This is a genomic window from Enterococcus sp. AZ009, assembly GCF_050548785.1.
Classification (GTDB): Bacteria; Bacillota; Bacilli; order Lactobacillales; family Enterococcaceae; genus Enterococcus_D; species Enterococcus_D entomosocium.
In genome coordinates, this window is the sequence record NZ_CP172960.1 from 388,961 (window position 1) to 403,313 (window position 14,353).

Annotated in this window: 11 protein-coding genes; 10 read left to right on the top strand and 1 reads right to left on the bottom strand. The window is 45.4% G+C overall.

The genetic code is table 11. The annotated features are described in order from the left end of the window. Positions 1-59: 59 nt before the first annotated feature. A complete protein-coding gene (gene def, locus IGJ74_RS01865) occupies positions 60-623 on the bottom strand; it encodes a peptide deformylase (protein ID WP_008376209.1) in 564 nt (187 codons plus the stop codon). Between the two features lie 246 nt (positions 624-869). Between def and IGJ74_RS01870 the strand changes: the two genes are divergently transcribed. The 10 genes from IGJ74_RS01870 (at position 870) to argJ (ending at position 14,327) form a co-directional block, all read left to right on the top strand. After that, positions 870-1,934 carry a DUF871 domain-containing protein gene (locus tag IGJ74_RS01870; protein ID WP_034878114.1) on the top strand — a complete coding sequence of 355 codons (1,065 nt, stop codon included), beginning with the start codon at positions 870-872 and terminating at the stop codon, positions 1,932-1,934. Continuing rightward, positions 1,927-2,835: an N-acetylmuramic acid 6-phosphate etherase gene (gene murQ, locus IGJ74_RS01875; RefSeq protein WP_087664809.1), complete on the top strand. Its 909-nt coding sequence runs from the start codon at positions 1,927-1,929 to the stop codon at positions 2,833-2,835. The genes IGJ74_RS01870 and murQ overlap by 8 nt, the downstream gene beginning before the upstream one ends. Beyond that, complete coding sequence (locus tag IGJ74_RS01880) at positions 2,835-4,847, top strand: glucose PTS transporter subunit IIA (protein WP_087664810.1); 2,013 nt, start codon at positions 2,835-2,837, stop codon at positions 4,845-4,847. The genes murQ and IGJ74_RS01880 overlap by 1 nt, the downstream gene beginning before the upstream one ends. A 128-nt stretch (positions 4,848-4,975) precedes the next feature. Beyond that, positions 4,976-6,007: an LPXTG cell wall anchor domain-containing protein gene (locus tag IGJ74_RS01885; RefSeq protein ID WP_034872070.1), complete on the top strand. Its 1,032-nt coding sequence runs from the start codon at positions 4,976-4,978 to the stop codon at positions 6,005-6,007. A gap of 266 nt (positions 6,008-6,273) precedes the next feature. Beyond that, positions 6,274-6,942, top strand: coding sequence for a TetR/AcrR family transcriptional regulator (locus tag IGJ74_RS01890; protein ID WP_005232294.1), 669 nt, complete (start codon positions 6,274-6,276; stop codon positions 6,940-6,942). After that, positions 6,935-8,662: an ABC transporter ATP-binding protein gene (locus IGJ74_RS01895; RefSeq protein WP_087664811.1), complete on the top strand. Its 1,728-nt coding sequence runs from the start codon at positions 6,935-6,937 to the stop codon at positions 8,660-8,662. The genes IGJ74_RS01890 and IGJ74_RS01895 overlap by 8 nt, the downstream gene beginning before the upstream one ends. Continuing rightward, positions 8,659-10,539 carry an ABC transporter ATP-binding protein gene (locus IGJ74_RS01900; RefSeq protein WP_061053672.1) on the top strand — a complete coding sequence of 627 codons (1,881 nt, stop codon included), beginning with the start codon at positions 8,659-8,661 and terminating at the stop codon, positions 10,537-10,539. The genes IGJ74_RS01895 and IGJ74_RS01900 overlap by 4 nt, the downstream gene beginning before the upstream one ends. Positions 10,540-10,743: 204 nt before the next feature. After that, complete coding sequence (locus IGJ74_RS01905; RefSeq protein ID WP_087664812.1) at positions 10,744-11,889, top strand: acetylornithine transaminase; 1,146 nt, start codon at positions 10,744-10,746, stop codon at positions 11,887-11,889. 146 nt (positions 11,890-12,035) lie between these two features. Then, positions 12,036-13,058, top strand: a complete 1,023-nt coding sequence (gene argC, locus IGJ74_RS01910; protein ID WP_194199309.1) for an N-acetyl-gamma-glutamyl-phosphate reductase — start codon at positions 12,036-12,038, stop codon at positions 13,056-13,058. A gap of 78 nt (positions 13,059-13,136) precedes the next feature. Continuing rightward, positions 13,137-14,327 carry a bifunctional glutamate N-acetyltransferase/amino-acid acetyltransferase ArgJ gene (gene argJ / locus IGJ74_RS01915; RefSeq protein ID WP_034872069.1) on the top strand — a complete coding sequence of 397 codons (1,191 nt, stop codon included), beginning with the start codon at positions 13,137-13,139 and terminating at the stop codon, positions 14,325-14,327. Positions 14,328-14,353: the final 26 nt, after the last annotated feature.

Below are 14,353 nucleotides of genomic sequence, written 5' to 3' on the forward strand. Positions count from 1 at the left end.
ACTCAATAATATAGAAGAAAAAAAGTCTCTGCCGCAAAATGTCGGTAGAGACTTTTTAGTTAGTCGATGACTAAAATGCCTTCTTTCAATGAAAAAGGATTTTGTTGATTGATATGATCGTAGAACATGACCCCGTTCAAATGATCGATCTCATGCTGAACGACGATCGCAGGATAGTTCTTTAAACGAACTTTTTTCTTTTTGCCGTTGATGTCGTAATAGCTGATCGTGATCCGGGCATGGCGTACCACGTAGCCAGGGACTTCACGGTCCACGGACAGGCAGCCCTCGCCTTCACCCAAACAAGCTTCTTGCACGGAATGACTTAGAATTTTAGGATTGTAAAGAACATCTTTAAAATCAGGTTCTGCTTTTTCTGGGTCGCTGCTAGGGACGAGGACCGCTGTGATTCGTTTTGAAATATCTAATTGAGGAGCTGCTAGACCAACACCACCTCTTAATTCGAGTTCTTCTGCCTTGACTGGGTCTTGGCTGTTTTCTAAAAAGGTCATCATTTCTTTTCCTAGTGCGATATCTTCTTCGCTCAAAGGAAAAGGTACTTCTTTTGCTACTTCACGCAAGGTTGGATTGCCTTCGCGAATAATATCATCCATTGTAATCATTGATGATGTGATTCCTCCTACTATGTAAAAATGACGAAAGCAAGTTTCGTTCCTAATAAAGTGTACCACAAGTGCAGAAAGAAGGGCATAAGAAAGTTTAAACGGTAAAGCTTTCTTATTAAATGAAACGATATTTCTATATTGATGATTTAATTATGAAATATAGTTGCGAACAGGAAGAGAATCAGTTATAATGCTTTTATAGAAAACGGTATCACGAAAGTGACTCACCAAGGAGGCAAAGAGATGTTCGGCTTTTCTGTATTTATGAACGAAGACTTGACGGCAGCAGAACTTGAGCAGATGACTGCGATGGCATCAGGCTTTAAAGGGATTTTCACCTCCATGCACATACCAGAAGACGATCGCAGTACCTATCGGCAGCGTCTGACGGACTTGGGAGGTTTCGCAAAAGACCATCAGCTGTCTTTAATGGTAGATATTTCTGGAAACGCCTTAGCAGAAGCGGGCTTTTCCATCGACAATCTGGCGGAACTAAGGGAGATCGGTGTCACTGGTTTACGAATGGACTATGCCATCGACAATCAACAAATCGCTGCTTTTTCAAAAGAAATGACCATTAGTTTGAATGCCAGTACATTAACGGAAAAAGACATTCGAGAGCTGCAGACGTATGGAGCTGATTTTACTCGTTTGGAAGCTTGGCACAATTATTACCCCCGACCAGAAACAGGACTGGATGCTGACTGGTTTCAGGAGAAGAACCGCTGGTTGAAAGCACAAGGCTTTTTCGTCCAAGCCTTTGTTCCAGGAGATGCCAAGAAACGCGGACCGTTATTTCAAGGATTACCCACACTGGAAAGACACCGCAACTGGTCGCCTTTTGCCGCAGCGATCGACTTGTTGGCTACTGGCTCAGTTGATGCTGTTTACATTGGTGATGGGATGGTTTCTGCAAAAAGTGCGCAGCAGTTTGCGACGTATCTGCAAGAAGCGCGGATCGTTTTGCGGGTCAAAGATCTTGGTTCTACTTACTTTGAACACGTACTAGGGGATCACCAGAATCGTTACGATGAAGCTCGGGATGTCTTGCGCAGTGCTGATGCCCGTTTCAATGCCATTCCAGAAGTCAAACCTGAACTTAGTCAAGAGCGGACAATTGGTGCTGTGACGATCGATAACCAAGAGTATTTGCGCTATATGGGAGAGATTCAAGTGTGCAAACGTCCTTTGCCAGCAGACCCAAAAGTCAACCTCGCCGCTCAGGTGATACCAGCTGATCTGCCTTTGATCCAACAAATCAAAGCAGGGATGCGATTTAAATTAGAAAGAGATGATTCCAATGAATAAAATCAATTTAGACAAATTAACGACTGAACGACGCAATAGCGAAACGAGTAATTTAGATGAAATGACAATTTTAGAAGCGTGTCAAAAAATGAACCAAGAAGATCAAAAAGTTGCCTATGCGGTGGAAAATGAAATTCCTAGTATTGAAAAAGTGATTGAACAAACTATCGCTGCTTTTAAAAAAGGCGGACGCTTGATTTATCTTGGCGCTGGGACAAGTGGTCGATTAGGCGTCTTGGATGCGGCCGAATGTGTCCCAACCTTTGGGGTATCACCTGAGATGGTGGTCGGTCTGATCGCCGGTGGCGAAGAAGCGATGACGGTTGCTGTCGAGGGAGCAGAAGACTCCTTAACGCTAGGGAAACAAGACCTTGTCGATCTGAAGTTGAACCCAAATGACATGGTGATCGGGATCGCTGCCAGTGGTAGAACGCCTTACGTGATTGGGGCTCTTGATTACGCCAATGAGCTTGGTGCCACAACGGCTACGATCGCTTGTAACAAAGATGCGGAGATCTCTCAACATGCCAGCTTTCCAATTGAAGTCGATTGTGGCCCAGAGTTTCTGACGGGTTCGACTCGTTTGAAATCTGGGACTGCCCAAAAATTGATTTTGAATATGATATCGACGTTATCGATGGTAGGGATCGGTAAAGTCTACAATAATTTGATGGTCGACGTGAAAGCGACCAACGAAAAATTGGTGGAACGCTCAAAACGGATCATCATGCAGGCAACTGAAGCTGATTATGAAACAGCCGCCGCGGCATTTGAAGAAGCAGATCAGAATGTCAAATTGGCGATCGTGATGCTGTTGACGGATAGCACGAAAGACGGAGCACAAGCAAAACTTGCCACGGCACATGGGTTTGTCAAAACGGCGTTAGGAGGAGAAAAGTAATGGCAAAAGAAACACTGACGGTAGAAGAGCTAGCGGAGAAGATTTTTCAAGAAGCCGGCGGAATGGACAACGTAGAAACAGTCAATCACTGTATGACTCGCGTACGAATGACCGTCCGCGACCACGACAAGGTCGATCAACAAGGGTTAAAAGAGATTCCCGGTGTGATGGGTGTCGTCAATGACGAGCAGCTGCAAGTCATTATCGGACCAGGGAAAGTCAACAAAGTAGCCAACGCAATGGTGGCAAAAGCCGGTGTTGATTTAGGGCAAGAGATCCCGCAGCAAAAATCAGGCAAAGAGGCGTTATCAGAAAAAACGGCAGAGATGAAAGCAGCCCAAAAAGCCAAACAAAAATCATCACCATTGAAGTCGCTGCTGAAAGACATTTCAAATATCTTTGTTCCAATGATTCCAGCCTTCGTTGGTGCAGGACTCGTTGCAGGGATCGCCTCCGTTCTGACCAACATGATCACTGCTGGAACTTTAGATGGAGACACTTGGAATTATTATGTCATGATTTTAAACGTCCTAAGAAATGGGATGTTCACCTATTTAGCGATCTTTACTGGGGTCAATGCTGCGCAGGTCTTTAAAGCCAATCCAACCCTTGGTGGAGTGATCGGTTCGATCATCTTGCTGACAGGTATGAACCCAGAAGCCCCGATCCAAAACTTGTTCACTGGCGAAGCTTTAGCTGCCAACCAAGGGGGGATCATCGGTGTGATCTTCGCTGTATGGCTTTTGGCGAAATTAGAGGCAGTGCTGCATCGAGTGATTCCTGAAGCGATCGATATTATCGTGACCCCAACGTTGTGTTTGTTGATCATCGGTTTGACGGAGATTTTCTTGATCATGCCATTGGCAGGTCTGATCTCTGACAGCTTAGTCGGTTCAATCACTTGGGTCTTGAATGTGGGCGGTGCGTTTTCTGGGTTTGTCTTAGGGGCGGCCTTCCTACCAATGGTCATGTTTGGTTTGCATCAAATTTTGACCCCGATCCACATCCAAATGATCGAGGCAACAGGCAGCACGCAATTATTACCGATTTTAGCCATGGCTGGGGCCGGTCAAGTCGGAGCAGCTTTCGCCTTATGGGTACGACTACGTAAAGACAAAGAGCTTTCTGAAATGATCAAAGGTGCATTGCCAGTTGGGATCTTAGGCATCGGCGAACCATTGATCTACGGAGTGACATTGCCATTAGGTCGACCATTTATCACTGCTTGTATTGGTGGTGGGATCGGTGGTGCGGTCATTGGCGCTTTGACAAATATCGGCGCAACGGCGATTGGACCATCAGGGCTAGCTTTGATTCCATTGATTGCCAACGGCCGTTGGATGGGTTATATTTTCGGCTTGTTAGCAGGCTATGCTGGCGGCTTCGTTGCCACCTACTTCTTTGGGATTCCTAAAGATCGCTTAGAAGCAGTCAAAGAAAGCGAGGCAGAGGAGGCAAAACCAGCTGCAACCGTCACTGTGCAACCGCAACCAAAAGAAACGAGTGAAACGGCTGCAAAGGAAACGGCAGCAAATTCATCAGCAACAACGATCGATACACCCTTATACGCAGTAGCAACAGGTACGACAAAATCGATCAGCGCGTCAAGTGATCCGGTATTTTCGCAAAAAATGATGGGCGACGGGTATTTTGTCTTGCCAGACAATGGAGCGATCTTTGCACCAGCAGCAGGAACGATCACGACGATTTTCCCAACGAAACATGCATTGGGGATCAAGACTGCCAGCGGGCTAGAGATTCTGCTACACATGGGTGTCGACACCGTGGAATTGCAAGGAGCACCTTTTGAAATCCTGGTGGAGGAAGGCCAAGCCGTGACACCAGCCACCCAAGTTGCCCAAGTCGATTTGGCGCAGTTGACAGCTAAAGGCAAAGCTTCTGAGATGCTTGTCATTATCACCAATATGGACCAAGCTGCCAACGTTGAACTGTTACCGATCGCGGAAACAAACGCAGGTCAAGCAGTCATGCATGTGGCAACGATAAAATAATGGTAAAACCTCTATCTGATAAAGATGGAGGTTTTTTTTAAGAAGTTACTAAATTGATTGCGGAAACGAGGCCTTTATGTTACAGTTTCGTTACAAAGGGAGAAATCCCATTCGAGGAGGCAATGACGATGAAAAAAATAATTTGGTTCGGACTAATGACGCTGGCATTTTCACCAATGATGGTTCATGCAGATGAAACGGCTACGAGTGGAAGTGACAATCCGGTTGCCGTTAGCGAGACGCTTTCATCAGAAGGGCAAACAGACAGTGAGCAGATTCAAAATTCTGCCCAAGAAAGTACAGATGAAAACCAAGAAACGGATCAATCCGCTACTTCAGAAACTACAGCTGACGAGAATCAAGAGCCAGTCGATTCCGAAGCCGTTATTGCCTCGATCCAAGCAGAGACAGGGACGCAAAACGTCAATGAGATCAACACGTTAGCCGATGAACCTAGTTCGCTTCGTAGCGCCTTAACCCAAGGGATCACTGAAGGCAGTGTGACCGCATTTACCCAAGAACAGTTGGACCAGTTGACAGATGAAGAATTGACCAATGGCAATCGCCTAGCGTTACGTTATTCTAGTGATGCGATGGGCTTTGATATTGCTTACTTGGCAAAAATCATCGGTGCCTTGTTTGTCGATCAGACGTTATCCTGGGAAGCCATTGAGCCGCAACTGGCTTTTGATGCGAATAGCTACGCCAGTTTTGCTGACTTGATTCCTGTCGTGGATCAGTTGCAGGAATATTTAAGGGTCGTCTATCCAGCAGACGGAGTCTTTTTACATTTGAATCAAGCCGTTTCCAACGAATGGATGATTTCAATTTTGACCAATTTGAATCAGATGGAACAAGAGATGCAAGTTGATCCAGGTGCCTTTGTCCCAGGAAGGATCTCTTATATCATTCAAGCGGCAAATGATTCCATGTATCTGCCTACAGGCACGCAAACGAGTACGACTGAAGAAGCGACGGCAACATCGACGACTGCTCAAGAAACAGCGACAACGACTTCTTCGAAAGAGGCCAACGCTACTGCCGATGGTGAAAAAACATTACCTAAAACCAATGAAGCGCCAAGCTATACCTTACTGATCGCCGGTGTTATCCTGCTGCTGATCGTTTTCTTGATTTTATGGCGCCGAAAGAAAAAATGATCGTTATTTATAATCGGCAGAATGAAAAAATAGCAACCTTCGTTTTCCATCAGGGAAACGAAGGTTTTTTATTTTCAGAAATTTCACTCGTGATTTCTTTTCAAATAACGCCTTTTATAAAAAGACCAGAATTGATTCCTTCATAAAAAAGTCAAATTTAAATTCTTGCATTCTCTGGTGAGGGGTGTATAATGACACAGTGTCATATGACATCGTGTCATATCGAGAGCTGTGATTTATTTTAAATTAGAAAGGAGTTGCTTGTGATGCCGACCGATACATTTTTTCACTTGCCGCCAGAAAAACAAAAGCGCATCTTAAATGCGGCGAAAAAAGAATTCTCAAGACTGCCGCTGAAAGACGCCTCGATCGCCAACATCATCAAAGATGCCGAGATTCCTCGCGGGAGTTTTTACCAATACTTCGAAAACAAAGAAGATCTTTATTACTATTATTTCCATACGTTGAAAAAAAATAGTCAGCGAGATCTGCTGAAATCGATCCAACATGAAAACGGGGATCTGTTTGCGGGGTTCGAATGGTACTTTTCACGGATGATCGCCGAGGTTTTCAAAGGCAAAAACGCAAACTTTTACCGCAATTTATTTATGAGTATGGATTATCGTTCCTTCCATAAAGTCGTGCCAGAGATGCAGCACAAGATGCATCAAGAACACAAAGCCGATCGGCAGAAGCAGCAAGCCATCTTTTTGTCAGAGGTCGACAAAGATTTATTGAAAGTCAAAGACGACCATGAGTTGAAAATGCTGATCCAGCTGCTGATGCATACCGTCTTTTCGACGATTGCCGAAGCCTATCGCCAATCAGCATTTGATCCAGACTATGATCCTGCCGAAGCGATCGCTGATTTCAACAGTAAAGTCCGCTGGTTAAGAGAGGGCGCAAAAAAAGAAAGAGGGGAAACCTATGATTAAGCTGATAAAACGCGTATCCCTCATTTCCATAATCATGGCAGTGGTGTTTATGGTGATCCAAGTCGTTTCTGATTTGTATCTACCGACATTGACTTCCAATATTATCAACAATGGGGTGGCGACAGGGGACATTGATTACATTTGGAAAACCGGCTTTTACATGATCGGCTTTTCATTGATCAGTATCATCGCCGCTTTAGGAAATACGTATTTCGCAACAAGAGAATCACAAAAATTAGGACAAAAACTACGTTCGGACATTTACCAAAAAGTTGAGAATTTTTCTTCTCGTTCTTTCGATAAATTTGGGACCGCATCATTGATCACACGAACCACTAACGACGTCAACCAAATTCAAATGGTGACGCAAATGTTTTTACGTATGATGATCAATGCACCGATCACACTGATTGGGGCGAGCTTCTTGGCCTATCAAAAAGATGCCCAATTAACACGAATCTTTTTAGTCGTTATTCCTATCATGCTAGTATTAGTTGGCGGTATTATGTATTTTGCCGTTCCTTTATTCAAAAGTATGCAAAAGAAAACTGACCGTTTGAACTTAGTCTTTCGTGAAGGCTTGACGGGGGTCCGCGTTATTCGGGCATTTGACAAGACGGATTATGAAGCGAATCGCTTTGATCAAGCCAACAAAGATTACACCCACACCGCGATCAAAGTAAATACCATCGTGGCCTTGATGATGCCTTTGATGACGTTGATCATGAGTGGAACGAACATTGCCATCACATGGTTTGGTGGTCATTATATTGCCGAAATGACCTTAGAAGTCGGGAACCTGATTGCGTTTATGACTTATGCGATGCAAATTTTGATCAGCTTTATGATGCTGTCCATGATCTTCGTGATGGTGCCAAGAGCCCAAGCATCAGCTGACCGGATCAACGAAGTCTTAAATGAAGAAGATGAAATTCTCGATCCAAAAACACCAGCGACATTGAGCTTACAAGGGGATCAAGCAACCTTGACTTTTGACCATGTGGCGTATCGCTACCAAGGCGCTGAGAAATTGGCGTTGGAAGATATCGACTTCCAAGCAAAATCTGGTGATTTTGTTGCCATCATCGGTGGGACGGGCTCAGGGAAAACGACACTAGTCAATCTCTTGCCTCGTTTGTACGATGTGGAGTCTGGTGCAATCAAAATCAATGGGGTCAATATTGCAGAAATCACCCAGCACAATCTACGAGAAGTCGTGGGCTTTGTTCCGCAAAAAGCGGTACTGTTTTCCGGTACCATTCGTGAAAATATGAAATACGGAAAACCTGATGCGACAGACGAAGAAATCTGGCAAGCATTAGAGATCGCCCAAGCCAAAGATTTTGTCTCCGAACTGGCAGATGGCTTAGATAGCCGTGTAGAACAAGGCGGCGGCAACTTCTCTGGTGGACAACGTCAACGTTTAGCGATTGCTCGTGCGTTAGTGAAACAAGCAGATGTCTATGTCTTTGATGATTCCTTCTCCGCATTGGACTTCAAAACCGATGCAAACTTACGAGCAGCGCTGAAACGCGACATGCAAGACAGCATCATGGTCGTGGTTGCCCAACGGGTCAGCACAGTCATGGATGCCGATACGATCTTAGTATTAGATGAAGGACAACTCGTAGGGAAAGGGACCCATGAATCATTAATGGCAGACAATGAAACCTATCAAGAAATCGTTTCTTCACAATTGAGAGAGGAGGATCTTGCATGAGTGAAAAGAAAACAACAACACAACACCGTGGCGGACCAATGGGTGGCGGCCCGGGCCGTAACATCGGTGCCAAAGGACCAAAACCAAAAAACTTTTGGGGGACGGTCAAACGGCTTTTCGGGTACATGTCGAAACGCTCCATCGCTATCATTGCCGTCTTCGTTTTAGCGATCGCAGCCGTGATCTTCCAAATCCAAACACCGAAAATTTTAGGGGAAGCGACCACTGAAATTTTTAAAGGGGTCATGATCGGTACGCAGCAGATGCAAGCCGGCCAACAGGTGACAGAATTTCCTATCGATTTTGAGAAAGTTGGTCAAATCATTTTGATCGCGATCGGCATGTATGTGATTTCAGCCGTCTTCAACTTTCTACAACAGTTTATTATGACCCGTGTCTCTCAACGAACGGTTTATGAGCTGCGTCGAGACTTAGATGAAAAAATGAACCGCTTGCCGATCTCTTACTATGATACTCACTCAAATGGGGATATCATGTCACGGGCAATCAATGATATGGATAATATCGCAAGTACCCTGCAACAAAACTTGACCCAATTTATTACGAGTGTCGTGACCTTTATCGGGGTTTTGTGGATGATGCTGACGATCAGTTGGCAACTGACTTTGATTGCTTTAGCAACGGTTCCTTTAAGCTTGATCGTCGTGATGATCGTCGCACCAAAATCGCAAAAATTCTTTGCGGCCCAACAAAAAAGTTTAGGATTGCTCAATGACCAAGTCGAAGAAACTTACGGCGGTCATACAGTAGTCAAAACCTTCAACCATGAAGCTGCCGATCAAGTCGTTTTTGAAGAAGAAAATGACCGTCTGTATTCTGCTGGTTGGAAAGCCCAATTTATTTCAGCGATCATTATGCCCTTGATGAACTTCATTAAAAACTTAGGCTATGTCTTCGTGGCTGTCCTTGGTGGGATCAAGGTGGCCAATGGGAACATGACGTTAGGGGATGTGCAAGCATTCTTGCAATACACCAATCAATTCTCTCAACCGATCACTCAAATCGCTAGCTTGCTAAACACCATCCAATCAACCGTTGCATCTGCCGAACGGGTCTTTGAAGTCTTGGATGAAGAAGAAATGAATGATGAGCCTTCTGGTTTACCAGTGGAAGACAGTGAATACAAAGTTCGTTTCGATCATGTTCAATTTGGTTATGCCCCAGACAAATTATTGATGACCGATTTTAATTTGGATGTCAAAGCTGGTGAGATGGTGGCTATCGTAGGACCAACCGGCGCTGGGAAAACCACGCTGATCAATCTCTTGGAACGTTTTTATGATGTTTCTGGCGGTAGCATTCGTTATGATGGCAGAGATACCCGAGACTTGACTCGTGATGAATTGCGTAGTAATATCTCGATGGTGCTGCAAGATACGTGGTTGTTTACCGGCTCCATCTATGACAACATTCATTATGGAAATGAAAAAGCGACCAAAGAACAAGTGATTGCTGCGGCGAAGGCTGCCCATGTGGATGATTTTGTTCGCAAATTGCCAGAAGGCTATGATACGGTCTTGAATGAAGAAGCCAGCAACATCTCCCAAGGTCAACGTCAGCTGATCACGATCGCCCGCGCCTTCTTAGCGGATCCGGACGTCTTGATTTTGGATGAAGCAACTTCTAGTGTCGATACGCGGACTGAGATCTTGATCCAGAAAGCAATGGGGCGTTTGTTAGAAAATCGGACCAGCTTTGTGGTTGCTCACCGTCTCTCTACGATTCGTGATGCTGACAATATCATCGTGATGAATCACGGATCTATTGTTGAAACTGGAAACCATGAGGAATTGATGGCGCAAAACGGTTTCTATGCAGACCTTTATAACAGTCAATTTTCAGAAGAAGTGGCGTGATCCACTGTTTGTAATGAAAGAAATTCTTCCCCAAATGATGATAAACAGACCGCCAAAGGTTGACTGAAAGAAAGCAGTGATTGTCACTGCTTTCTTTTTTTTATGAATTTATATGGCTTTATTTTAAATATTTATTGCAATTATCTAGATAAAAATGTATATTAATACATAATTTCGAATGATCCAAGACAAGGAGTGAAATCAATGAGCCATCTTTTTCCTAATTACAGTCGTTTGCCCATCGATATCCAGCAAGGCAACGGCAGCTATGTGGTAGATTCGCAAGGGAACCAATATTTAGATTTAACAAGCGGCATCGGGGTCGTTAATCTCGGTTATGGGCATCCCAAAGTGCAAGCCGCGTTGATGACCCAAGCAGAGCAAATTTGGCATGTGCCGAATTTGTATGACAGCCAGCTGCAAGAAGAAGTTGCCCAAAAGCTGACCCAAAATCAAACGAGCGCCTCAGACGAGCCGTATCTGGCTTATTTTTGCAATAGTGGCGCTGAGGCGAACGAAGCTGCTTTAAAGCTGGCTCGCAAAGCGACTGGCCGTAGCAAAGTCATCAGTTTTGAACAATCTTTCCACGGTCGGACCTTTGGCGCGATGTCTTTGACTGGGCAAAGCAGTATTCACGATGGGTTTGGTCCGCTGGTACCAGAGATGGTTTATGTACCGTTTAATGACCTTGAGGCATTGCAAGCCGTTTTAGATGAGCAGACGGCAGCCGTGTTTTTAGAATTGATCCAAGGCGAAGGCGGCGTGATCCCTGCCGAGGTGGCGTGGGTCCAAGGGGTGGCAGCCCTTTGTCAGGAGCAGGGAGCACTGCTGGTGGTGGATGAGATCCAAACCGGGATGGGACGGACAGGAACACTGTTTGCTTTTGAAGGATATGGCATTGAACCTGATCTTTTTACCGTAGCAAAAGGGCTTGGTAACGGGATCCCTGTCGGAGCAATGCTAGGCAAAAGTCATTTGCAAACGGCTTTTGGACCCGGTAGTCACGGTTCGACCTTTGGTGGCAATAAATTAGCGATGGCCGCTGCTAGTGCCGTCTGCAGTGTGTTGCAAGAAGAGGACATTCAAGTCAATGTTCAATTGCGTCAGCAGCAGTTTTTCGACGGATTGCAAGGACTATCTAAGGTGCAGGCGATTCGTGGGAAAGGATTGATGATTGGTATCGAATTAGCAGATTCGGAAAGCTTGCAATCCGTGTTGACTCAACTGCGGAACCAAGGCCTCCTCGCATTAAAGGCGGGTACCAAGGTTTTGCGCTTGCTGCCACCCTTAACGATCTCGCAAGAGGAAACGAAAGCAGCCTTGGCGATTTTACAAGCGATCTTAGCATAATTGTATAAAAATAGATTTTTTGGGCATTTTTTCTTATAAAAACCGAATAACAGCGAATTTATTTTGAATAGTTTTATAAATAATCATTGACAGAGCAATGGGAGTTTCTTATAATCTTAAGTAAATTCTTTTGAGGAGTGACGTGTTTGAAGGCAGCAATCGTTGGTGTAACAGGGTATACCGGAATTGAATTGATTCGTTTGATCCAGCAACATCCCCAATTGGAGGTGGGCACCTTGCATAGTCATTCTATGCATGAAAATTCATCAGTTTTGTATCCTCATCTAGTTGGGCTGACAGAGCAGCTGATCGAACCTTTTGATGCAGAAAAAATCCAAAAGGAAAATCAACTCGTGTTTTTTGCGACTCCTGCTGGAATCAGCAAAGAACTCGCAGCGACTTTTGTCGCAAATGACTTTCCAGTGATTGACCTTTCTGGTGATCTGCGATTGAAGGATCGGGATAGCTATCAAAAATGGTATCACCAAGAAGCTGCCCCTGCCGAGTTGTTGGCACACGCGACCTATTCGCTGCCTGAGTTTGCAACGACTCCTGGCAATTTGATCGCCAATCCAGGCTGTTATGCGACTGCTGCCATTTTAGCTGCTGCGCCGTTGGTTCAGCAAAAACTATTCAGCGGTACGTTGATTTTTGATGGCAAGTCGGGTTTGTCGGGTGCTGGTAAGAAATTGACGGACAGCAGTCACTTTGCAACCGCTGCGGATAACATGACGATGTATAAGCCAAATCAGCATCAGCATATTCCTGAGATCATGCAGCAGTTTCAGCAATGGGATCAGGCAATGCCGCCGATCCAATTTTCTACCAGCTTACTGCCTGTCAAAAGAGGGATCTTTATGACGCTTTATGCGCCTATCAAAGACGCGATTTCGCAAGAGGACATCTATGAGCTGTACGTAAAAACGTATCAAGACCATCCGTTTGTCCGAGTGCAACCGTTAGGAAAGCTGCCCGAGCTGCGGCAAGTGACGGGAACGAATTTTTGTGACATTGGCCTATGTTTCAATCCGCTGACCCAAGTGTTGACCGTTGTCGCAGTGATCGATAATTTAGGCAAAGGGGCTGCTGGCCAAGCGATCCAAAACTTCAATCGATGGGCAAAGATACCAGAAACGACTGGTCTTATGCAAGCACCGTTATATCCATAAAATAGCCAACAGACGCGTGAGGATACTCGTGTCAGCCAGTGGACAATCCGCAAAAAGGTGACAGTAGGAGGAAAGAAAATGAAAGAAATCGAAGGAACGATCGCAACCCCCAAAGGTTTTTTTGCCGACGGTCTGCATTGCGGTCTGAAGAAAGAGAAAGTCGATCTTGGTTGGATCGTCTCTGAAGTGCCAGCCAGTGCTGCGGCAGTCTTTACCACCAATCAAGTACAAGCGGCACCCATTCTCGTTACAAAGGAAAAAATGCAAGCAGGCACCTTGCAAGGCGTGATCGTCAATGCGGGCAATGCCAATGCTTGTACCGGGGAGCAAGGTTTAAAAGATGCACAAGAGATGGCAGAATTGGCAGCAGCCCAGCTGCATACGAGTCCCGAAGCCTTTGCGGTAGCCTCCACCGGGATCATTGGTAAGAGCTTACCGATGGAAAAAATCACGGCAGGGATTCAGCAACTAAACAGGCAAGGGGATGCCCACCGATTTCAAAGAGCAATTTTGACGACGGATCTGACTGAAAAAAGCAGTGTCATCCAATCAACGATCGCTGACAAAACGGTGACTGTTGCGGGCTGTGCCAAAGGGTCTGGTATGATCCATCCTAATATGGCCACGATGCTGGCCTTTGTTACGACGGATGCAGCGATCTCGTCAGCACTCTTGCAAACACTGCTGAAAGAGTTGACCGATGTCACCTTTAATCAAATCACGGTCGATGGTGATACATCTACCAATGATATGGTGTTAGTTTTAGCCAACGGGTTAGCCAAAAATCCAACGATCGAAGCCGATACGCCAGCTTATCATGAGTTTAAAGGGATGCTTAAAGCAGTTCTGACCGCCTTAGCCAAAGCAATTGCGAAGGACGGAGAAGGCGCCAGCAAATTGATCGAAGCTCACACGAGTGGAGCTGTGACCGATGAAGCAGCCCGCATGATCAGCAAAACCATCGTCGGTTCGCCGCTGGTCAAAACAGCCCTCTTTGGCAAAGACCCAAACTGGGGGCGTATCTTATGTGCAGTGGGTTATAGTGGGCAACCCATCGATCCAGCAACGGTATCGATCGCATTAGCCGACATTCCCGTCTTTGTCCAAGGGACGCCGGTAGCTTTTGACGAAACCATCATGCAAGAACAGTTGGCGGAAAATGAAGTCAAAGTCGCTGTTGAGCTGAAAGAAGGGGCAGGTGTTGGCACCGCTTGGGGCTGTGATCTGACGTATGACTATGTGAAAATCAACGCACTATATCATACCTGAAACAAATCAGGTACTAGACAAAAAGG